The following is a 19,731-nucleotide window of genomic DNA, read 5'->3' as shown; positions in this document are numbered from 1 at the left end:
CCTGACGTCGCGGAGCTGTGTTCCACGCGGGTTGGGGGGCGCCCTACCGGGGTTTCCGGGTAGCAAGAGTTGCTCAGGACGAACCGCGAGAGTGTCGTCTGGCGGTGACGTCCGCCGCAATGAGCAGCCCGGCAGGGATGGCTGCGAGAAGGAAACCACTTGGTCCGATCAGGCTGACGGCCAGCGCCGCCCAGGCGAGGATCACCCAGCCGACGTACCCGGGAACGCGTTGTCCCTGCCGCCCTGCCCGCGCCACCAGTAGCCCTAGCAGCACCAGCACCACGACGAATCCACCGGGCAGCGCCCAGAACGTTGCCACCGAGTCGCTGTCCGCGGCACGGTTGCGGAGGTCCCCGGCGAGCCAGCTGGACCAGGGGGCTAGGCGGGCGAACACAACGGTATGCGCCGCGGCAATCAGGATCATGGTTCGACCGGCCCAGATGGTGAGCCGACTCGGGGGCGCGGACAACGTAGGCGGGTGAGCCGTGTGCGTGGAGCTCATGGTCACCAGCTTCTCCGGGCCGGGCCCCAGGCGCCCTCACCCGCAGGGGGGATGCCGCTCCCTCGCTCAGGGGAGTAGCACAGGGCGGTGTCTGCGGTCGCAGCCGTGGTCGCCCCTTTTCGCCACGGCACCAGGATGGCAGTCACTCGCGCTCCAGACCTGCGCCGCCGACCCGTGCGAGCAGGCCGTTCTGGGAGCCACCTGGACGGACGATCACGAACTTGGCGTACTGCTGAGCGGGGACTGGCGTCCCCGGCTTGTCGCCGCCTACCTGATAGGTCTTGACCGTCGCACTCGCTTCCGCCGCGATCTTGGCGAACTGTTCTTGGAAAGTGGCGGCCCTTATGCAGGCAAGGGATACTGCTTCGCGTTCGCCCGCTTCGGAGGAGCGGAGGACACCGAACCTCTCATCGACTACCTCGACCGCTATCTTCCTCATCCGGAGTACCGCTACGACCAGTCGTGGGTGATGGGCGCACTCCTCCACTTGGACGAACGCCCGGGAACCGACCATGCCACCCGGTTCTTCGCTCCGGGCGGCCTCTGGGAACGTTCATGGCTGAAGGAACTCAACGTCGATCCCGCCGCGCCGAAAGATTGGATCGATCGCCTGTGCAGGTTCGCCGATGATTGCATGAGCGCAGGTGACGGCACGATTTCCCATGTTGAACGCTAGAGCGACTCCAACCTAGACCACGGCCTCCATAAGATTCGAAGTCCTCCCATAGCCGCTGACACTCTTGGCCTATGAAGATCCGGAAGATACGCGGAATGCTCCCGGCGCTCTAATCGGATCACCCAGCTAACCGCAAGCTCAGAGCACCGAGCACCGAGCACCTCATAAGAACCTTCCTCTTCAATCCGCATGTTGTTCTTCGCTGTCAGGTGGAAGCACGGTGCAAGCGCTGTCGATCTCTCCTGTCGCGATCATGTCCCGCACGGCGTCGATCATCGAGGCGAAGCCCGGCTCACGGATGACGATCAGGTCGGAGCACCGGAAGTACCGGCCGCCGAGGTTCTCGCCCGTGCTCTTCCAGCGGTCCATGACCCTACCGACGACATCGAGGGTCATGAAGGTGGCGTAACGACGAGTGCCGTCCGGAAGGGTGACGGTCGCGTCGGCCTCCTCGGCACTCTCGGGTTCCTGCCCCTCCCATCGAGGGATCAGCATCTCGAAGCCGGGCTCGCTGACCCGATAGAAAGGGCCGTCGATCTCGATCATGCGGCTCACTCTGCCTACGGTGCCGAGGTACTGCAACAAAGGCACGCAACCGGCCACATTCGTGCCCGTCCAGCACTGTTTAGGGCCGGGCTGTGAGTCTCTGATCACGGCCCGATGGTCCTGATGATGAAGTGGTCATTCCTTGATCACGTGCCAGATCCGTACCAGAACAGGCGGGAAGCCGCGGTCACTCACGGGGACCCACGGTCAACCAGATCGCTCTGACCCGCACCCCCGCTTCTCCAGCTCAGGACAGCAAGGCCAGTAGCCGGTGCCCAAGCTGACAGCGCGGGTTCGATTCCCGTCGCCCGCTCCGAACTGTGAGGCCTTCCACCATGAGGGGCGCTTCGCACCTCTGGGCTTCAGGCAGCGCTTCGAAGGGGCTCCGCTCCCTTCGATCCCCGAAACCCCCGCTCGCTTCGCTCGCCTTCGACCCGTGCGTTGCCCGGTTACACGGTGAGCTGCCGGCGCCGAGCGGATCGCGTCGATCGTTCGAGCTGTTCTTCCCCCGCCTCCCTCTCGGGTCAAGGATCACCAGCGAGACCCGTCAGACGCTTCCCGGGATTGAAAGGCCACCTTCCGGCGGAAAGTGGCCTTCGCAGGAGAGAGCGGCGGTCAGGCTCGGGCAGTCACCAGGGTCGCCGCGGTCTCCGAGTGGACGCCGGTCTCATCCGTGCAGTGCGCCAGATTCGCGCGTACGGCGGCCGTGAGGTCGGCGCGACGCGAACCGATGTACGGACTGACCGCGGAGAAGTCGAACAGGCAGCAGATCGCGTCAGGCCCGCCGGGAACGGTGGCCGGCAGCGTCCATTCGCGGAGTTCGACGTCGACGAAACCGGCCTCCTTCGCCAGCGTGGCGACCTCAATCCCGGACAGGGACCACGGCTCCTCGAAAAGATCTGCCTTGTCGGGGCCGAGAACGGCGGCGACGGCATCGTGCAGGGCGCGGAAGAGCGGGTTGCGGTGCAGCGGCTGCCAGGTGGCGATGGCGATCCGCGCGCCGGGTCGGGCGGCCCGCCGCAGCTCGGCCAGCGCCGCACCGCGATCGGGAACGAACTGCAGGACCTGCTGCATGGTGATCAGGTCGAACGCCTGGTCGGAGACGTGCAGCGGGGTGGCGCCGCATTCCACGTACTGGATGGGGGCGCCGTCGGCGGCGGGTAGTTCGGCGGCGAGGGCGAGCATGGCGGGGTTGAGGTCGGTGCCGACCACGGCGCCGGTGGGGCCGACTGCTTGGGCCAGCACCCGGGCGACGGTGCCGGGGCCGGTGCCGACGTCGAGCGCCTTGGTGCCGGGGACCGGCGCCAGCGCCTGGACCATGTACTCCGCCCACGGCTGGAAGATCGACGGGAGCAGGATGTCCTTGTACGGCCGTACCCGGCTGACATCGAAGGAGGTGTCCGCGGTCACGGCGGCCTGGGACCTCGTGGCCGTTTCCAGGGTCTCGGCGAGGATGTCGACCTCGTCGGGGGAGTTGTACAGGTAGAACGAGGCCCGGATCGCGGCGGGGACGCCGAACCGGCTGCACGCGAGCTGCGCGCAGTGGTTGCCGGACCGGACGGCGATGCCCGCCTCGTCCAGACTCGCGCGCATGCGCTGCAGCGGGATGCCGTCCACCACGAACGACAGCAGCGGCAGCCGGTTCGCGGTGTCGGTCGGGCCGATGAAACGGATGCCGGGCACGTTGCCGAGCCGGTCCAGGGCGTACTCGATCAGGGCCTGGTCATGGGCGGCGATCGCGTCCATGCCGATCTCGCTCAGGAAGTCGCAGGCGGCGCCGAGGCCGACGGCTTGCGCGACCGGGGGTGTGCCGGCCTCGAACTTGAGCGGGGGCGCGGCGTAGTGCATGGCGTCCACCGCGACGTTCTCGATCATCTCGCCGCCGCCGAGGAAGGGCGGGAGCGCTTCCAGGAGTTCGTACCTGCCCCACAAGGCGCCGATTCCGGTGGGGCCGCACATCTTGTGGCCGGAAAACACGACAAAGTCGGCTCCCAGCGTGGTGACGTCGATGCCGAGGTGCGGGACCGACTGGGCCGCGTCGACGACCATCAGGGCGCCGACCTCGTGCGCGCGGGCGGCGATCGTCGCGACCGGGTTCACCGTGCCGAGGATGTTCGAGGCGTGCACGACCGCGACGACCTTGGTCCGCTCGTCGATCTTCTCGCTCAGGTCGGCGAGGTCCAGGCGGCCGTCGTCGGTGATGCCGAGATATCTGACCTTCGCCCCCACCCGCTCGGCCAGCAGCCGCCAGGGGATCAGGTTGGAGTGGTGCTCCATCTCCGTCAGGACGATCTCGTCGCCGGGACCGACGCGGAGCCGTCCGTCCGCCCAGATGAACGAGTTGGCCAGCAGGTTGACGGCCTCGGTCGCGTTCTTGGTGAACACGATCTCCTCGGCTCGTGGAGCGCGCACGAACGCGGCGATCTTGCTCCGCGCCCCTTCGTACAGCTCGGTCGCCTGTACGGCCAGCCGGTACACGCCCCGGTGCACATTCGCATTGGTGCGGATGTAGTAGTGGTTCAACACGTCCAGGACAACGGCGGGTTTCTGTGTGGTGGCGGCGCTGTCGAGGTACACGGGTGGACGGGAATCGTCAGGGGCGGTTTCGAAGAACGGGAATTCCTTTCGAATCGACTCGACGTCGATCGCCATCGTGGTCTCCTCCCGCCGAACGGTGTAGCGGCAGTGTCCGAGAGTCCCGACCGGCTAGATCCAACTGGAGTTGTGTCATGGTGAACCCTCCAACATAACCCGCGTTCCAGGGGGGACAGGGTGTCCGGGAGTTGCCGTCATTTCCGGCCACCGAGGACCTCGAATTCCTCGCCTAATGTGGCGGCATGGTCGGTGATTTCTTGGTTGACGGCACGCGGATCATGGCCAGGCGCCGCTCGCGCGGCCTTACCCGGAGAATCCTGGCCGACCTGGTCGGATGCAGCGAGGAATGGCTCCGCCTGGTCGAGAACGGGGTGAAACCCCTGGATCGGCTGTCGACCATCATGCGGATCGCCGAAGTGCTCCGCGTCGAGGATCTCTCCGAGCTCGTCGGCGGCCGGACGAAACTCCCGCCCGCCTGCGACCACGGCGAATCCGACGAGGTCGGGAACGCGCTGCTGCTGCCCGGCCGGTTCACCGGCGAGGCGGCCGAGAGCGTGCTGCGGGTGCAGCAGCACGTGATGGCGGCGTGGGAGGTCTGGCAACGCTCGCCCCACCGCTACACCGAGACGCGCCGCCGCCTGCCGCCGCTGCTGTCGATGGCCGACCTGTCGGTCAGGGCCGCCACCGGCGCGGACCGGGAAGCCGGCACAGCCGGCCTCATCCAGGTGTACCGGCTGTTCGCGGCGCTGTTGCGAAGCTGCGGCCAGCACGCGCTGGCCCTGGTCGCCGCCGATCGTGCGGTGGCCTCTTCGGAGGGCTCGGCGATCATCCAGGCCGAGATGGCGGGCGTGCTCGTCTCGCTCGGCCGGTACGCCGACGCGCGCCGGCTGTGCCTGGCAGTGATCGACGACCGGCCCGAGTCGCTGGAGGCCACCGGACTCTGCTACCTGACGGCCGCGCTCGCCGCCGCCGAGGCGAGCGACGTGCTGCGAACCGAGGAGTTGCTGAACCACGCCCGTAAGATCGGCAACCGGCTGGGCCCGGAGTTCGCGCTGGAGGTGGACCTGCACCGGGTGGCAGTCGCGGTCCGGATGGGCCGGTACGCGCAGGCGATCCGCCTCGCGGCGGGCGTCGACGCCGACCGCCTCCCCGACAAGGACCGCCAGGCGCGGCACCTGCTGGCCGTGGCCACCGCGCACGCGATGGACGGTGACTCGAGCGCGGCCGTGACGCTGCTGTGGCGGATCGTCGAAGGCTGCCCGGAGGAGCTGCGATTCAACGCGGACGCCGGACCGGTGCTGGCCCGGCTGCGGGCGATGGACTGCGAGTCGACCCGGAGGGAACTGCGGGAGATGACCCGGATCACCGCCTGATTCATCAACGGAAGTCCCGGCAAGGTCGAAGGTGTTCCGGCCAAGCCCGATCAGCCAGGCCTGGAAGCACCAGAAGCTGTCGGTGGAGCAGTAGCCGCCGAATACCAGGTTGGCCGCTTCCCACATGTCGTAAGTGTCGGATCGCCGCCGTATTCGGTTGAGAAGGACCTGGAAGCCGACGATCCGGGCCAGCGGACTCCACGCGAGGTGGAGGGCGAGCCACCCGAGGCGCTCATCAGGGTCACCGGTCACTTCCCGGGGCCACTGAAGGAAGAGCCAGAACTCGTCGACATCTGACGCCGCACGGTGCCAGGCTCGGCTGACAACGTCGCAACACGGCGACCTCGATCGCGTGCCAGATTCGTGCCGGAACAGGCGGACAGCCGCAGTCACTCACACGCAAGCGATCCACTCTGACTTGCATCCCCGTTTTCCCAGGTCAGGGCGGCAAGATCAGTAGATGGTTCCCAAGCTGACAACGCGGGTTCGATTCCCGTCACCCGCTCCATGATCGAAGGAATCGATAGGATCATTTCTTGGACCACATCCAGGAGCCGATCATTCCGGCTCCCAGGAACATGCCCACCAAGGCGATCAGTTGCCAGCGGAACTCGACTTCCAGCGCCGACCGTGCGCTTTTGAGCTGCAGTCTCATCAACGCCTCACCGACACCTTGCAACTGCTCGTTGGTCAGTGGTGGGTAGACCAGACGCGGGAGAACGATCAAACCTAGCGTGACCCCCACGGCGAGCAGCAGCAGTCCGATCGCATACCCGAAGAACCTGCCTGACACGCCCAAAAGATCACCCTCTCTATGGAGTGATCAATGAGGCTTTTCATCCTGATGGCCCAGGTCGCGGCGGACTTGCAGAAGGCAGTAGCGGATGAGACGAGGCTCCCGGTTGGGGCATCGGATCTTGGTCGACTGCTGTCTTACTGGGGGCCTCATCTCACCTCAACCCAGTCCTCTTGCGCCTACGTTGACCAGCGCCGCCAGGTTGGAAAAGGGCTCCTGCTCTGGCTTTCGCGCAGCGGAATGGAACCGGTGGTGGCGATGAGCTGAGGCCCCCTTTGTCTTGGCCGGAGATCAGCCTCCCGAAGCCGGTCGGGCACCGGTGTCAGCCAAGGACCGTCGCCGAGCGCCCCTCGTCTACGGTGTAGGCGCCCGCGGAGATCGTGCCGAGGCTCGCGGGGGTGAGGGTCAGCGAGACGACGCCGCCGGGCAGTACGCGCGCGTGCTCTTGTGCGGTGGTGAACGTCGCGGGGGTCGATCCGTCCGGGAACAGGCTCTTCCCCGTCCCGACGACGACCGGGTACTGAAGGAGCCGGTAGACGTCGATGAGTCCTGCCCGGTGCAGCGTCTGCACGAGCCTCCAGCTTCCGTGAACCTGGAGCTCCTTGCCGGGAAGCTCCTTGAGGCGGCGTACCTCATCGAGCAGGTCACCGCGCAGGACGGTCGTCGGGCTCCAGTCGGCTTCCTCGTCGGTCAGCGTCGAGCTGACGACATACTTCGGCAACGTGTTGAGCTTGGTGGCGATCAGGTCGTCAGGTTCGGTGACCTTCGGCCAGTACCCGCCGAGCAGGCCGAAACTGGTGCGACCGAACAGGAACGCATCGGCCTCACGGAACCAGCTCTCGACGACCTCGTTGGTGTGCGCCGAGGCGTGCGGGACGAGCCACCCGCCGCGGTCGAAGCCGCCGGAGCGGTCCTCGTCGGGGGCTCCGGGTCCTTGCATGACGCCGTCGAGACTGACGAAGATGTTGACGCTGAGCAGCACGGTTCTCCCCTGAATTCGGGTTGCGGACGGCCGGCCGGGGGCGGCCGACAGGCGGACGCTAGCTGCCGGGTCCAGGGCGGGTCTTGTACAGGAACGACATCGCGGCATGCTCGCCCGCCTGCAACTCGCGCGCGGTGCGCCCGACGTAGCGACGCAGCGCATGCGCGAGGTGGGCTTGGTCGAAGTACCCGAGCGTCTCGACGACTGTGCGCCAGTCGTGGCCGTCGCGCAGCATCGTGGCCGCGGCGTTCGCGCGGTCGATCTGCGTCACGGTGGTTCGCGACAACCCCGTGATCGCGCGGTAGCGACGCTGAAGGGTACGCTCGGTGGGACTGGCCTTGGGATGCTCGGCGGCGTGCTCCTGCTCCGCGAGGCGCGATCGCACCAGCAGACCCGCGTCCTGCAGTCGCCGGACGAAGTGCTCGACGTTCTCGTACGTCGGCGCCTCCCAGTCCTGGCTGCCGATGACGATCCTGCCCGAGTCCGTCACCGGGAACGGCACGTACCCGTCGATGGCCGAGGCTGCGGGATGCGGCCGAAGAACCGTGCCGAGCGCGAACCGGACCCCCAGGAACTCGGCATCCGGCAAGACCGGTGCGGTGGTCGCCCTCGTCTCCGGCCCGCGCAGACCGGCGAGCAGGCGTCCCCGCGTCCGCGAGAGGATCAGATGCCGGCAGGTGCGCGCCGCGGAGGTCATCGTGTCCTCGACATCGCTGCGGGTACGCCACACGCGGTCGACGATGCTCGCGTCGATCTCGGTGTCGCGATGCTCGAACCGCAAGGCCAAGGCCCCCTCCATTTTCAACCTGCTCAGGTTCCCCCGGAGCGTAGAGAAAAATCGGCAGTGTCACCAACGGCAGTGTGATCGTGATCGAATCCGGAGTCCTCACCACGATCCAGTGAACCTTTCTCATCCCGGGTGACCGTGTAGTTGTGCAGGACGGCGATGGCCTTGCACAGGTGCCCGGTCTTGCCGGGGCTGCAGCAGAGCCGACGGAGGATACGCCAGCTCTTGAGCTGGGCGTTGGCGCGCTCGCCGGGACCGCGTAGCCGGGCGTGGGAGCGGTTGGCCTGCTTCTGGGATTCGGGCTTGTCCTTGCCCTTGTACGGCGTGACGATCGGCCCTTCGGCGCCCTGGTAGCCCTTGTCGGCGAGGGGGAGGATGCCGGCCCGCTCCAGCGCGCGCAGGATGCCCCAGATGCGGGCGGCGGTCAGATCATGGATCGTGCCCGGCAGGGCGCCGGAGGTCCAGATGATCGTCCCGTCCGGAGAAGCGATGACCTCCGATGTTCATGCCGTGCACGCGGTGTTTGGCCGAGTAGTAGGGCCGGTCGGCCCGCACGCGGTCAATGCGAATCAGCATGCCGTCCAGCACCAGGTAGTGCAGCCTGTCCTTCCTGGCCTTGCGCAGGGCCCGGTCGAGTTTTGGTGAGCGGGCCGACAGCAGGCGCGCGGTTTCCTCGACGTAGCGCCAAGCGGTAGCCACCGAGACGCCGAAGCCTGCGGCGATCTCGGCGAACGTCTCGCCTTTTCGCAGGTAGACAAGGACCAGCAGGGCCTGCTGGCCGGGGTCGAGTCGCCGCCAGGGGTGCTGATCGTCGTGCGGTGCCGTCGGATGATGCCGGCCACGTAGGTCAGCGTTGGACGCGACACATCGACCGCGGCGCGGTAGAACAGCACCTGAAGCTCCTGGCTGTGACGGTGATGGTTGTGGTGATCAACCCGTCTACCAGGAGCTTCTCTACGTCATCAGGCAAACGCCGCACCCGCGATCATGCTGTAACCAGTCGGCGGTCCACTGGAGGATGAAAAAGCCTCAATGTTCCACATCGCCTGATTTGTCAACAACCTTCTTCTATCGCCCCAACGGTATAGGAGGCCGGGACCGCCCCTCCGGCAGGTCGCTCCATCTTGCCCCCGGCTCCGGCCCGCTGCTCGTCCGAACGGGCCGACGGCACACGGGACGCACGCGGCATACAGCGAAGCAAAGCACCGTTGACCTCGTACCATTGGCGTGCCATCAGACAGGGTGACAAGGGATCGACCACGGTCACTCACGACCGACTGAACACCCAGCCCAGTGCTCCTACGAGGCATGATCCATGCCTTCCCGAGCTGACAGCGCGAGTCCGGTCCCCTTCACCCGCTCCACGCACCGAGGCCCAGGTCAGGAAGACATCCCCAACCCGGTCCTTGATCGTTTCTAGAGCCTTCTCGATCTTCCGTGCAATTGACGTGCAACCAGCCCACGGGAGCGAGCACCCCTGCTGGCGTGCCGATAGGTCATCGCGGCGGGCACGTTAAGGCGCCCACGCCCCCAGCCATCGCATCATTCACCAAGCCCGCGGCCCCGGCTCTCACCGCAGACGTCGGCGAGCCACGAGCCCATAGCGGTACCGCAGCACCGCCCGCTCGCCATCAAGGATCACCATCACCCGCGTGATCAACGGACCGCCGCAGTCCGGACGCAAACGCAGCCGCAGCAACCGCATGCGCACGATCGGCCAGACACTGCCGTTGTTCTCCACCGACTCCCACGCCTTCTCCAGCACGGGCCGCACCGCCTCGAACCCGGGAAGAGGGTGAACCCGGCAGTACAGGCGGGGAAAGTCCTCACCGTCCACCTCCAGCTTCGCGACCGGCCGACGTCCCCGAAGCAACACGAACACTCTCTTCGCCATCTCACCCATCACCGCCCTTAAACGACGCCCGATCTCCGCGAGCACGACGGCGTCATGACGGTATCTGCCGTATTGCGGGGATTCACCCATGGCGATGATCGTAAGCTGACCGACACCCGTTACCCGCTCTCAGAACGAAGGCCCAGGTCAGGGGAGAACTCCCGACCCGGGCCGGCCCGTCGCCGGTTCAGCCGATGCCGTCCCCGAAGTACGGACGGCGGCGTTGCCGCCACCATGGCCAGTCGGGTGAGGCGTGGGGGTCAGGGGTCGTTCTGGCGATGAAGCTCTGGTCGATGGGAAGCACCAGGCTGTAGAGGTACGGCCTGGCCCAGGCGGGCAGGGCGGTGAGTATCCACTCGAGATGTCCGCGTGGATCGATTTCCCATGAGCATCCGGGACACGAGCACGTGGGCGGGAGCTGAGTCGTGGTGCCGGGGATGACGTCCCGGGTCCAGGCCATGAGCGCCGCCGCCACTTCTCCCGATTGCAGGATCGTGTGCTCAAGAGCGATGACCGCGGCCATCGGCCGGGCCGTGAGGCCGGGGACCTGATGGATCGAGGGTCTGTGGGTTCTGCATCGCGCCCATCGTGGGCGAACCGCAGCGGGGCGCCTACGCGGCATGGCCCTTTCTGATCGTCGTCATGACGCCGATGATCTCATAGCGCTGTTCTGCGAGGGACTTGATGACCGGGACTTCCAGACCCGCGTGGACGACGGGCGGCGGATCTCCGGCAACGGTGCCCGGGTCGCCGAATCACCCGCTGTGAGGGATGGCGACCCCGTACCGGCGGCTCCATGCTGGCATGGCCTGCCCACGCGGTGGCTCGGCCGAGGCCAAGAGTGGTCGAAGCAGCGGCCGGCCGTGCCCGGCCTCGGCACCCGGGACGGCGGTGCAGGATCTGCGGATCGCGAGCGCCGAGAGGTGAGCCACGTGGCCAAGAAGAGGGACAGGAAGCATCAGGCGAAGACGCCGGAGACCTCCGCCGACGCGCCTCCGAAGCTCAAGCGCAAGGACTACGAGGAAGAGATGCGGCGGCTGCACGGCGAACTGGTCGCCATGCAGGAGTGGGTCAAGAGCACGGGGGCCAGGGTCTGCATCGTGTTCGAGGGGCGCGACACCGCCGGCAAGGGAGGCACGATCAAACGGATCACCGAGCGGGTCAGCCCCCGCGTGTTCCGGGTCGTCGCCCTGCCCGCCCCGACCGAGCGCGAGAAATCACAGATGTACATACAGCGGTACGTTCCCCATCTCCCGGCCGCCGGTGAGGTCGTGATCTTCGATCGCAGCTGGTACAACCGCGCCGGAGTCGAGCGGGTGATGGGCTTCTGCAAGCCGGAGGAGACCGAGCAGTTCCTGAGGCTGACGCCGGCGTTCGAGAAGGCCATGGTCGACTCGGGGATCCTGTTGCTCAAGTACTGGCTGGAGGTCAGCCCCACCGAGCAGACCCGGCGGCTGGAGAGCCGCATCCATGATCCGCGCAAGATCTGGAAGCTCTCGGACATGGACCTGAAATCCTACAGCCGCTGGTACGACTACTCCCGGGCCCGCGACGCCATGTTCGCCACCACCGACACCGCCTGGGCGCCCTGGTACATCGCCCGCACCGACGACAAGAAGCGGGGCCGGCTCAACATCATCAGCCACCTGCTGAGCCAGGTCCCCTACAAGCCGCTCGCCCACAAGGATTTCACCCTGCCCAAGCGCCAGCGGGCCAACGGCTACGTAGAACCGGACCTCCCGCTGCGGTACATCCCCACCCCGTTCTGAACGGAGCACCTGTCGCGAGCACCGGCCGGGGCCGCCGAGCCCGGCGGCACCGAATACGCTCCCTTCATGAAGCCGATGAGCTTTGAGCGGACCATCGCCGCTCCCGTGGAGACCGTCTGGGCCGCACTGACTGACATCCCCCGGCGCGCGGAGCTCTTCAGCAAGATCGACGCTGTCGAGTCACTCACGGACGGCCCTTTCGGGCTGGGAACGCGCTGGTGTGAGACCCGTACGGTCTACGGTCAGTCATCGAGCGCGAACTTCGAAGTGGTCGAACTCGACGTTCCCCGGCGCTTCCTCACCGAGTCCGTCGTCGGACCGCGCTCCACGATGGAGTACGTTCTCCTTCCCGCCCGAGACGGTGTCTCCACAACAGTGCGCGTCACTTCGGAGACGACGGGCGGCAGCCTGATCTACAAGATCGTGGAGGCCCTGAGCCGCTTCCGGATCACCCGATGCGTCGTCGAGAACAACACTCAGGATCTGATCGACCTCGCACATGACTGCGAGTCCCGGCAGGCCTCCTAGCCTGAGGACCGCGGGCCCGGTCCGGGCTGTTCGGTGAAGCCTAGACTTGGGCCATGCCGATCTACCTGAGCCTGCTCGACGGCGTGCGGTGGCGGGGGCAGCCGGTGGTCGGCGAGAGGGCTCAGGCGTTGCTCGCCGCCCTGGCGCTCACCTGCCGGACCGTGAACGCGGACCGGCTCGTCGCGGAGGTGTGGGGGGACGACGAGCCGGCCAATCCGGCGAAGGCGCTGCAGGTCCTGGTGTCCCGTACCAGGGCGGTCGTGGGGCCGGAGGCGCTGGCCACCGAAGGGGGCGGTTACCGGCTCGAGGTCCCGCCCGATCAGGTCGACGCCGTCCGGCTGCACGATCTGGCGAACCGGGCGCGGGCGCTGCTCGCCGAGGATCCGGCGGCGGCCGCCGCGGCGGCGGAGGAGGCGCTCGCGCTGGGCGCCGGGGCGCTGCCCTCCGAGGGTGAGGGCCCGCTGGCCGAGGTGCGCCGGCGCGCGGAACGCGACCTGGCGTCCGCGCGGGCCGTACTCGCCCGGGCCCGGAGCCGGAGCGGCGACCACGGCCTCGCCCTGCCCGTGCTCGAGGAGGCCGGGCGTGCCCATCCGGAGGACGAAGGGCTGCTCGCCGACCTCCTGCGCAGCGAGGCGGCGGTACGCGGGACGGGCGCCGCGCTGGAACGCTTCGAGCGTTACCGGTCGGGCCTGCGCGACCGGATCGGCGCCGACGCCGGCCCGGAGCTGCGGCGGGTCCACCGGGAGTTGCTGGCGCTCGACAGCCCGGTGCGCGCCGGGGTGCGGTTCGACGCGACCCCGCTGCTCGGCCGCGACGACGACCTCCGGCGGGTGCGGGCACTGCTCGCCACGTCCCGGGTGGTCTCGGTCCTCGGTCCGGGCGGGCTCGGCAAGACCCGGCTCGCCCATGCCGTCGCCCGTGAGGTCCCGCAGCCGGTGGTGCACTTCGTCGAACTGGTCGGCGTGACCGCGCCCGAGGACCTGGTCGGCGAGGTCGGGTCGGCGCTCGGCGTCCGCGACTCGGTGACCGGACGCCGCACGCTCACTCCCCAGCAGCTCGCCGACGTCCGCGCCCGGATCGCCCAGCAGCTCGACCTGGCCCCGACGCTGCTGGTGCTCGACAACTGCGAGCATCTGGTGGAGGCGGCCGCCGACCTGGTCGCCTATCTGGCCGCGACCACGCGGGAGCTGCGCGTCCTCACCACGACCCGCTCACCGCTGGCGATCGCCGCCGAACGCGTCTACCCGCTGCCCCAGCTGGGAACCGGTGACGCCGTCGAGCTGTTCCGCGACCGCGCGACCGCGGCCCGGCCCGGTGTGCGCCTCGACGAGGATGACGTGCGCGCCGTCGTGACCCGCCTGGACGGCCTGCCGCTCGCGATCGAGCTGGCGGCCGCGAAGGTGCGGGTGATGTCGCCGGCCGAGATCGCCCGCCGGCTGGAGGACAGGTTCGCGCTGCTGCGCGGCGGCGACCGGAGCGCCCCCTCCCGGCACCGGACGCTGCTGGCGGTGATCGACTGGTCCTGGAACCTTCTCGGTGAGCGGGAGCGCCGGGCCCTGCGCCGTCTCTCGGCCTTCCCGGACGGTTTCACCCTCGACGCGGCGGAGGAGGTGCTCGGCGACGGCGCTCTCGGCGACGTCGAGGAGCTCGTGGAGCAGTCCCTGCTCACCGTCGTGGAGACGGCCGAGGGCATCCGGTACCGCATGCTCGAGACGGTGCGCGAGTTCGGCCGGATGCGGCTGGAGTCGGCCGGTGAGACCGCGGAGGCGCGGGCCGCCGTACGCGCGTGGGCCGTCGGTTACGCCGACCGGCACGGCGTGCGGCTGTACTCCCCGGAGCAGGTCGACGCGATGGACCGGCTGCGCTCGGAGGAGACGAACCTCGCCGACATCCTGCGCGACGCCCTCGCCGACCCCGACCTGGAATCGGTGGTGGTGCTGTTCTCCGCTCTGGGCGGCTACTGGTCGATCTGCGGGGACCATCCGCGCAGCATCGTCCTCGCCCCGGCCGTCGCCGCCGCCCTGACCGGCTGGACGCCGCCGCCCCGGCTCCTCGACCGGACCCGGGTGGCCCTGAGCATCGCGCTGATCAACACCATCATCATCTCCTTCGAGGAGGCCAGGCCGCTGGCACGGCTGCTGTCCGGGCTGGGCGCCGACTCGGCGGACCCGGCCATCCGGGCGATGGTGACCGTACTGCTCACCACGATGTCGGACCCCGAGAACGGCTTCGACAAGCTGACCGCCGACCCCGACCCGCTGGTCCGCCGGACCGCGCTGCACTGGCTGAGCCACGGTCTGGAGAACGCCGGCGACCCGGCCGGAGCGATCGAAGCGGGCCGGGCCGCCCTCGAACTCGTCGGCGAGGAAGGCGGTCCCTGGCACCGGGCGGTGCTGCACACCCAGCTGGCCGGCCTGTACGCGCGCTCCGGCGACTCCGCCACGGCATCCTGGCACGCCGCCGAGGCGCTCCCGGTGCTCGAACGCCTCGGGGCGGTGGACGACGCCGTCCAGGTCCGCACCGGTCTCGCCATGGCGGCCCTCGTCGAGGGCCGCCGCGACGAGGCCGCGCGGATGATCGAGGAGCTGGAAGCGCTCCCCTCCCACGGCACCTACGGCGAGGTCCTGTCGGTGGCCGTCGGCAGAGCCCAGCTGGCCCTCGCCGACGGCGACGTCGCCGAAGGACTGCGACGGTACCGCGAGGCCGCCGACAGGCTCGGGAACCCGCGCGTCCGGGGCGCGCCGGACGGTCTCACACCGTGGGCCGTCCTGGGCGAGGTCATCGCGCTCCCGGCGTTCGCGCAGTACGGCGAGGGCGACGACGGCGCTGACCTCTTCGAGTCGCTGCGGACCAAGGCTCTGACCGTGTTCGATCCGAACCCTCCTTTCAGGGACTATCCGATGGCGGGGATGGTGCTCGCCGGACTGGGCGTCTGGGGCCTGCTGAAGGAGGCGCTGCCCGCCGAGGAGGCGGTCCGGCTGCTCGTGCTCGCCGAGCGGTTCGCCTACAACCAGTTCACTCCGACGATGCGGTGGTCGGCGCTGTCCGCGCACGCCGAACGGGTCGCACCCGGCGTCATGTCCCGGATCGAGGCCGAGTACGGCGAGCGGCGCGGCCCCGACCTGCTGGCCGAGGCCCGCGCCGTCCTGGAGCGGGTGGTCTGACACCGTCAGCGTCTTGCGGGCTACCGGCTCGCGGGCTATCGGCTCGCGGGCCACCGGCTTGCGGACTGCGGCTCGCGGGCTACATCTTGCGGGCTACATCTTGCGGGAGTACGAACGGACCGCCAGCGGGGCGAAGATCGCGACGACGACCGCGCAGCCGACGACCGCCCAGCCGACCTCGGCCGTCACGGCCCCGTCGTTGAACAGGTCGCGCACCGCGGAGACGACGTGCGAGACCGGGTTGACCTTCACGAACGCCTCCAGCCAGCCGGGCAGCGTCTCGGCGGGGACGAAGGCGTTGGACAGGAAGGTGAGTGGGAACATGATCATCATCGAGATGCCCTGGACGCTCTGCGCCGAACGCGCCATCGTGCCCAGCCAGGTGAAGATCCACGCCAGCGACCAACCGGCGAACACGGTGAGCGCGATGCCGCCGATGCTGCCGAGCACGCCGCCGCCGGGACGGTAGCCGATGAGCAGGCCGGTGACGAGCGTCAGCACCGAGGCGATGCCGTACCGGATCAGGTCGGCGATCATCGGACCGGCCAGGGGGGCGATCCTCGCGATCGGCAGGGACTTGAAGCGGTCGAAGACCCCCTTGTCCATGTCCTCGCGCAGTTGCACGCCTGTCGCCATGCAGACGGTCAGAGCCGTTTGCGCGAGGATGCCGGGGATCAGGACCGGGAGATAGTCCGCCACGCTGCCGGAGATCGCGCCGCCGAAGATGAACGCGAACATCGCCGTGAACAGCAGGGGCTGGATGAGGACGTCGAAGAACTGCTCGGGCTTGCGGCGCATCTTCTTCAGGGCCCGCCACGCCATCGACAGGGTCTGGACCCAGGTCTCCTGGAGCGAGGTGCGGGGCGTGGTACGGGCGACCACCGCGGACGGGTCGATGCGCCGGGAGCCGAGGGCAGCCGGGGTCATGGTGCTCGTGGTGGTCATCGGGCCGCCTCCATCTGGGATTCGTCGTCGGCGCCGTGGCCGGTCAGCGCCAGGAAGACCTCGTCCAGCGTCGGCTTGGCGACGCTCACCGAGGAGATGCCGAGACCTGCCTCCCGCAGGCCGATCAGGACGTCCGCGGCCCGGTCGGGGTCGGGGAGGGGGACGTTCATCCGTCCCGATTCCGGGGTCAGGACCGGATCCTCGCCCAGCAGCCGGCGGACGACGTTCGCCGCCAGGGCGGTGTCCGAGCCGTCCGCGAGGCTGAGCTGCAGGGTCGAGTCGCCGACCTGGGTCTTCAGGGCGTCGGGGGTGTCCTCGGCGACCTTCCGGCCCCGGTCGATCACTGCCACGCGATCGGCCAGCTGATCGGCTTCGTCCAGATACTGGGTGGTGAGGAGGATCGTGGAGCCGTCGGTGACCAGCTCGCGGATGGTGTCCCACATCTGGCCCCGGGTTCTCGGGTCGAGGCCGGTCGTGGGCTCGTCCAGGAAGATCAGGGGCGGGCGGGTGATCAGGCTTGACGCGAGGTCCAGGCGGCGGCGCATACCGCCGCTGAACTGGGACAGGGGGCGGTCGGCCGCCTCCTGGAGACCGAAGCGTTCGAGCAGGTCTCCGGCGACGGCCCTGGCCCGGGTGCCGGTCAGGCCCTGCAGACGGGCGAACAGCCAGAGGTTCTCCCGGGCTGTCAGATCCTCGTCCACCGAGGCGTACTGACCGGTGACGCCCACCAGCTGCCGGATGCGGTGGGGCTCCCGCCGGACGTCGACGCCGAAGATCTCCGCGTGGCCGCCGTCGATGGGCAGCAGGGTGGCGAGCATCCGGAGCGTGGTGGTCTTGCCCGCGCCGTTGGGGCCCAGGACTCCGAAGATCTCGCCCTGCCGTACGTGAAGGTCGATCCCGTCCACGGCCCGGAAGTCTCCGAACTCCTTGACCAGGTCTTCGGCCCGGACGGCACTGAGGTCCGCCATGACGCGTCTCCTCTCTCCGCCGGGTACCTCCCGGCGTCCGAGAAGAGTCTTCGTGCCGTCGGCTTCGTCGCGGCTTCACGCCGGTTTCACCCCTGAGCTGGCGGTTTCACCGTCCACGACTCCGGCGATCGTGCGTGGGCGCCGGCCGTACGGCCCGCAGACGACGGAGAGCCGTTCAGCCGGTCGTCCTTCGCATGAGGGCGGCCCGCAGGGGTCCGACCTCCGTCAGCAGCGACCGGCCGCCGTCAGCCTCCTCCCACAGCTGCCAGAGTTCGGAGTCCTCACCGAGGACACGATCGAGCGCACGCAGCGCGAGCGGTACGAGGTCATCGGGAAGTCCGATCCTGCCGCCCTCCAGCAGGAAGTCCGGCGCGTACGCCGACGTGACCGGCGGGCCGTCGCAGCACTCGGCCGCGATGATGGCCACGGCCGCCATCGCCGCCGCCCCCTCGTCCACGTCCAGGTAGTCCGCAGACTCCGTGACGTCGAGCAACGCCTGCCGGACCATGCCCGCCCGGTCGTTGGGGTCGGCGTCGTCCAGGCCCCCGCACCAGTCGGCGGCCGAGTCATTGTCGAAAGGACCGCTGTCCCAGGTGCCCATGCCGCTTCACTCCTCATTCAAGGGCCGGGTGCCGACGCGGACGGCAACGTACACATCAGGACCGACACCTCCGGGGAGGATGCTCACTACGCCTCGGAGAAAAGCCCAGGATCCCGCCGCCTCGTCGGGGAACCCGACATCTCGAAGGGGTCCGGCATCCCGCTTCGAGTATTTTTTGGGAGCGCTCCCATTCCATGAGAGAGCGCTTTCTCTTATCCTTGCCCAATGGAATTAGCGGAGATCCGCACCTATCCCCTCAAATCCGCCAGAGGCATCTCCCGCCCGTCCGCCCAGGTCCTCCCCTGGGGCCTGGAAGGCGACCGTCTGTGGGGCGTGGTGGATCCGCTGGGAGAACTGATCTGGGTGGGCCAGCACCCCCGGCTCCTCTCGGTTTCGGCCGTTGAGACCCCCGAGGGCGGCCTCCATCTGTCGGCGGAGGGCATGGGCGAGATCAAGGTCCCCCCGGCAACCGGTGACACGATCCCGATGGCTTGCTCCAACCTCGACCGGGCCGTGCTCGCCCACGCCGACGCCCATGAATGGTTCACCCGCCTGCTCGGCAGGCCCGCCCGCCTCATCTGGCTGGAGGACCCCGGCCGCCGGACCGTCACCGAGGAACAGGGCGGCCTGTGGGACGGACCCCTCCTGCTCGTCTCCAGGAGTTCGCTCCAGCGCCTGGACGACTGGATCTCCGAAGGCGCCATGGAACGTCAGGAGCACCTCCCGGGCCCCCTCGACATCGCCCGCTTCCGTCCCAACGCCGTCATCGACGGCGCGGAACCCTTCGCGGAGGACGCCTGGACGTCGGTCCGCATCGGCGAGGTCGACTTCCGCGTCTCGGTGCTGTGCGACCGCTGCGCCGTCACCACCTGGGACCCGGACACTCAGCGAGGCGGCAAGGAGCCCCTGAGAACCCTGGCCAGACACCGCCGCTGGGACGGCAAGACCTGGTTCGGCATCCGCCTGGTGCCCAGGAACCTCGGCGAGCTGAGAGTCGGCGACGAAGTCCGGCCGGGCTAGTCGGCCAAGCGCTTCGAGTCCGCCGGTCAGTCGCCGCAGGGCTGTCGGCCAAGCGCCTCGGGGCCGCCGGTCAGTCGGGAGCGAGTCGAGCACGAAGTCGCAGCCGCAGCAGCGGGCGCGGCGCAGGGTCGCGTCGTCCGGGACCGGCCGGTAGGCGGCGTGGAAGCGGTCGGCCGTGCCGTCCGGCAGCAGAAGCCAGGCGGCGGCGAGGTCGCAGGCCGGATCGCCCGCGCAGAGGTCACCGAAGTCGATCACCCCGCAGATGGCGCCGTCCGCGGTGAGGACGTTGGCCGGATGCAGGTCGCCGTGGAGCCACAGCGCCGGGCCTGCCCACTCGGGCGCGGCCGCGGCGTCGTCCCAGACCGCGCGGACGGCGGCCGGGTCGGGGACCAGCCCTCTCTCCGTGGCCTCGGCGAGCTGCTGGGCGAACCCCTCGGCGTGGCAGGCCAGCGGTCCCCCGCGGTCGAAGCGGCCGGCAGCGCCCAGGGCCGGACGTCCTGGATGTGATGAAGCATCACGACCCCTTCCATCTATCTTGATGTCAAGGTGCTTCATCGTGACCGATTCGCCCCGGTCTTCCACGCA

Annotated in this window: 17 protein-coding genes and 3 pseudogenes; 6 read left to right on the top strand and 14 right to left on the bottom strand. The window is 68.8% G+C overall.

The features are described from left to right. Nucleotides 1-73: 73 nt before the first annotated feature. Nucleotides 74-469 (bottom strand): DUF6463 family protein, encoded by a 396-nt coding sequence (locus tag Psi01_RS08945; RefSeq protein WP_373872475.1) that lies wholly within the window; start codon nucleotides 467-469, stop codon nucleotides 74-76. 31 nt (nucleotides 470-500) lie between these two features. Here Psi01_RS08945 and Psi01_RS43225 point away from each other — a divergent pair, with 31 nt between their 5' ends. Next, nucleotides 501-1,178, top strand: a complete 678-nt coding sequence (locus tag Psi01_RS43225; RefSeq protein ID WP_239127354.1) for a DUF6000 family protein — start codon at nucleotides 501-503, stop codon at nucleotides 1,176-1,178. 180 nt (nucleotides 1,179-1,358) lie between these two features. Here the strand turns inward: Psi01_RS43225 and Psi01_RS08930 are convergent, their stop codons facing one another. Further along, complete coding sequence (locus tag Psi01_RS08930; RefSeq protein ID WP_204063476.1) at nucleotides 1,359-1,724, bottom strand: hypothetical protein; 366 nt, start codon at nucleotides 1,722-1,724, stop codon at nucleotides 1,359-1,361. A 615-nt stretch (nucleotides 1,725-2,339) separates the two neighbouring features. Beyond that, a complete protein-coding gene (locus Psi01_RS44400; RefSeq protein WP_204063475.1) occupies nucleotides 2,340-4,376 on the bottom strand; it encodes a SufS family cysteine desulfurase in 2,037 nt (678 codons plus the stop codon). A 185-nt stretch (nucleotides 4,377-4,561) separates the two neighbouring features. On the opposite strand from Psi01_RS44400, the gene Psi01_RS08920 reads away from it, so the two are divergent. Beyond that, on the top strand, nucleotides 4,562-5,692 hold the full coding sequence (locus Psi01_RS08920) for a helix-turn-helix domain-containing protein (protein WP_204063474.1): 1,131 nt from the start codon (nucleotides 4,562-4,564) through the stop codon (nucleotides 5,690-5,692). Nucleotides 5,693-5,722: 30 nt separating this feature from the next. On the opposite strand, the pseudogene Psi01_RS44535 reads toward Psi01_RS08920, so the two are convergent. From Psi01_RS44535 to Psi01_RS08885, 7 genes and pseudogenes are all read right to left on the bottom strand, one after another. Further along, a pseudogene (locus tag Psi01_RS44535) lies at nucleotides 5,723-6,085 on the bottom strand (DUF4240 domain-containing protein); the annotation flags it as partial. Nucleotides 6,086-6,221: 136 nt separating this feature from the next. After that, nucleotides 6,222-6,485, bottom strand: a complete 264-nt coding sequence (locus Psi01_RS08910) for a hypothetical protein (RefSeq protein ID WP_204063473.1) — start codon at nucleotides 6,483-6,485, stop codon at nucleotides 6,222-6,224. Nucleotides 6,486-6,810: 325 nt separating this feature from the next. Then, nucleotides 6,811-7,470, bottom strand: coding sequence for a dihydrofolate reductase family protein (locus tag Psi01_RS08905; protein WP_239127346.1), 660 nt, complete (start codon nucleotides 7,468-7,470; stop codon nucleotides 6,811-6,813). Nucleotides 7,471-7,528: 58 nt separating this feature from the next. Further along, nucleotides 7,529-8,257: a helix-turn-helix domain-containing protein gene (locus Psi01_RS08900; protein WP_204063471.1), complete on the bottom strand. Its 729-nt coding sequence runs from the start codon at nucleotides 8,255-8,257 to the stop codon at nucleotides 7,529-7,531. Between the two features lie 131 nt (nucleotides 8,258-8,388). Continuing rightward, nucleotides 8,389-9,150: pseudogene (locus Psi01_RS08895) on the bottom strand (transposase family protein); the annotation flags it as partial. A gap of 677 nt (nucleotides 9,151-9,827) precedes the next feature. Continuing rightward, entirely contained in the window at nucleotides 9,828-10,241 is a 414-nt protein-coding gene (locus tag Psi01_RS08890) for a hypothetical protein (RefSeq protein WP_204063470.1), read from the bottom strand. Nucleotides 10,242-10,338: 97 nt separating this feature from the next. Further along, nucleotides 10,339-10,674 carry a hypothetical protein gene (locus Psi01_RS08885; RefSeq protein ID WP_204063469.1) on the bottom strand — a complete coding sequence of 112 codons (336 nt, stop codon included), beginning with the start codon at nucleotides 10,672-10,674 and terminating at the stop codon, nucleotides 10,339-10,341. Between the two features lie 409 nt (nucleotides 10,675-11,083). On the opposite strand from Psi01_RS08885, the gene ppk2 reads away from it, so the two are divergent. The 3 genes from ppk2 to Psi01_RS08870 all read left to right on the top strand — a co-directional run bounded on the left by ppk2 (nucleotide 11,084) and on the right by Psi01_RS08870 (nucleotide 15,612). Next, nucleotides 11,084-11,920 carry a polyphosphate kinase 2 gene (gene ppk2 / locus Psi01_RS08880; RefSeq protein ID WP_239127344.1) on the top strand — a complete coding sequence of 279 codons (837 nt, stop codon included), beginning with the start codon at nucleotides 11,084-11,086 and terminating at the stop codon, nucleotides 11,918-11,920. 66 nt (nucleotides 11,921-11,986) lie between these two features. After that, nucleotides 11,987-12,448, top strand: a complete 462-nt coding sequence (locus Psi01_RS08875) for an SRPBCC family protein (protein ID WP_204063467.1) — start codon at nucleotides 11,987-11,989, stop codon at nucleotides 12,446-12,448. Nucleotides 12,449-12,501: 53 nt separating this feature from the next. Further along, nucleotides 12,502-15,612: an ATP-binding protein gene (locus Psi01_RS08870; protein WP_204063466.1), complete on the top strand. Its 3,111-nt coding sequence runs from the start codon at nucleotides 12,502-12,504 to the stop codon at nucleotides 15,610-15,612. 93 nt (nucleotides 15,613-15,705) lie between these two features. On the opposite strand, the gene Psi01_RS08865 is transcribed toward Psi01_RS08870, so the two are convergent. The 3 genes from Psi01_RS08865 to Psi01_RS08855 all read right to left on the bottom strand — a co-directional run bounded on the left by Psi01_RS08865 (nucleotide 15,706) and on the right by Psi01_RS08855 (nucleotide 18,126). Beyond that, the gene (locus tag Psi01_RS08865; protein WP_204063465.1) at nucleotides 15,706-16,557 is read right to left on the bottom strand and encodes an ABC transporter permease; all 852 of its coding nucleotides are present in this window, start codon (nucleotides 16,555-16,557) and stop codon (nucleotides 15,706-15,708) included. Continuing rightward, nucleotides 16,554-17,525, bottom strand: a complete 972-nt coding sequence (locus Psi01_RS08860; RefSeq protein ID WP_204063464.1) for an ATP-binding cassette domain-containing protein — start codon at nucleotides 17,523-17,525, stop codon at nucleotides 16,554-16,556. The genes Psi01_RS08865 and Psi01_RS08860 overlap by 4 nt, the downstream gene beginning before the upstream one ends. Nucleotides 17,526-17,700: 175 nt before the next feature. Continuing rightward, nucleotides 17,701-18,126, bottom strand: a complete 426-nt coding sequence (locus tag Psi01_RS08855; RefSeq protein WP_204063463.1) for a DUF4259 domain-containing protein — start codon at nucleotides 18,124-18,126, stop codon at nucleotides 17,701-17,703. A 225-nt stretch (nucleotides 18,127-18,351) separates the two neighbouring features. On the opposite strand from Psi01_RS08855, the gene Psi01_RS08850 reads away from it, so the two are divergent. After that, entirely contained in the window at nucleotides 18,352-19,146 is a 795-nt protein-coding gene (locus Psi01_RS08850) for an MOSC domain-containing protein (protein ID WP_204063462.1), read from the top strand. 159 nt (nucleotides 19,147-19,305) lie between these two features. On the opposite strand, the pseudogene Psi01_RS08845 reads toward Psi01_RS08850, so the two are convergent. Next, nucleotides 19,306-19,701 (bottom strand): annotated as a pseudogene (locus Psi01_RS08845) (phosphotransferase); the annotation flags it as partial. Nucleotides 19,702-19,731 lie beyond the last annotated feature (30 nt).

It is taken from the genome of Paraplanobispora siamensis (genome assembly GCF_016863175.1).
Taxonomy (GTDB): Bacteria; Actinomycetota; Actinomycetes; order Streptosporangiales; family Streptosporangiaceae; genus Planobispora; species Planobispora siamensis.
The sequence above is the reverse complement of the archived record's forward strand: the minus strand, read 5'-3'. Positions and strand labels throughout refer to the sequence as shown.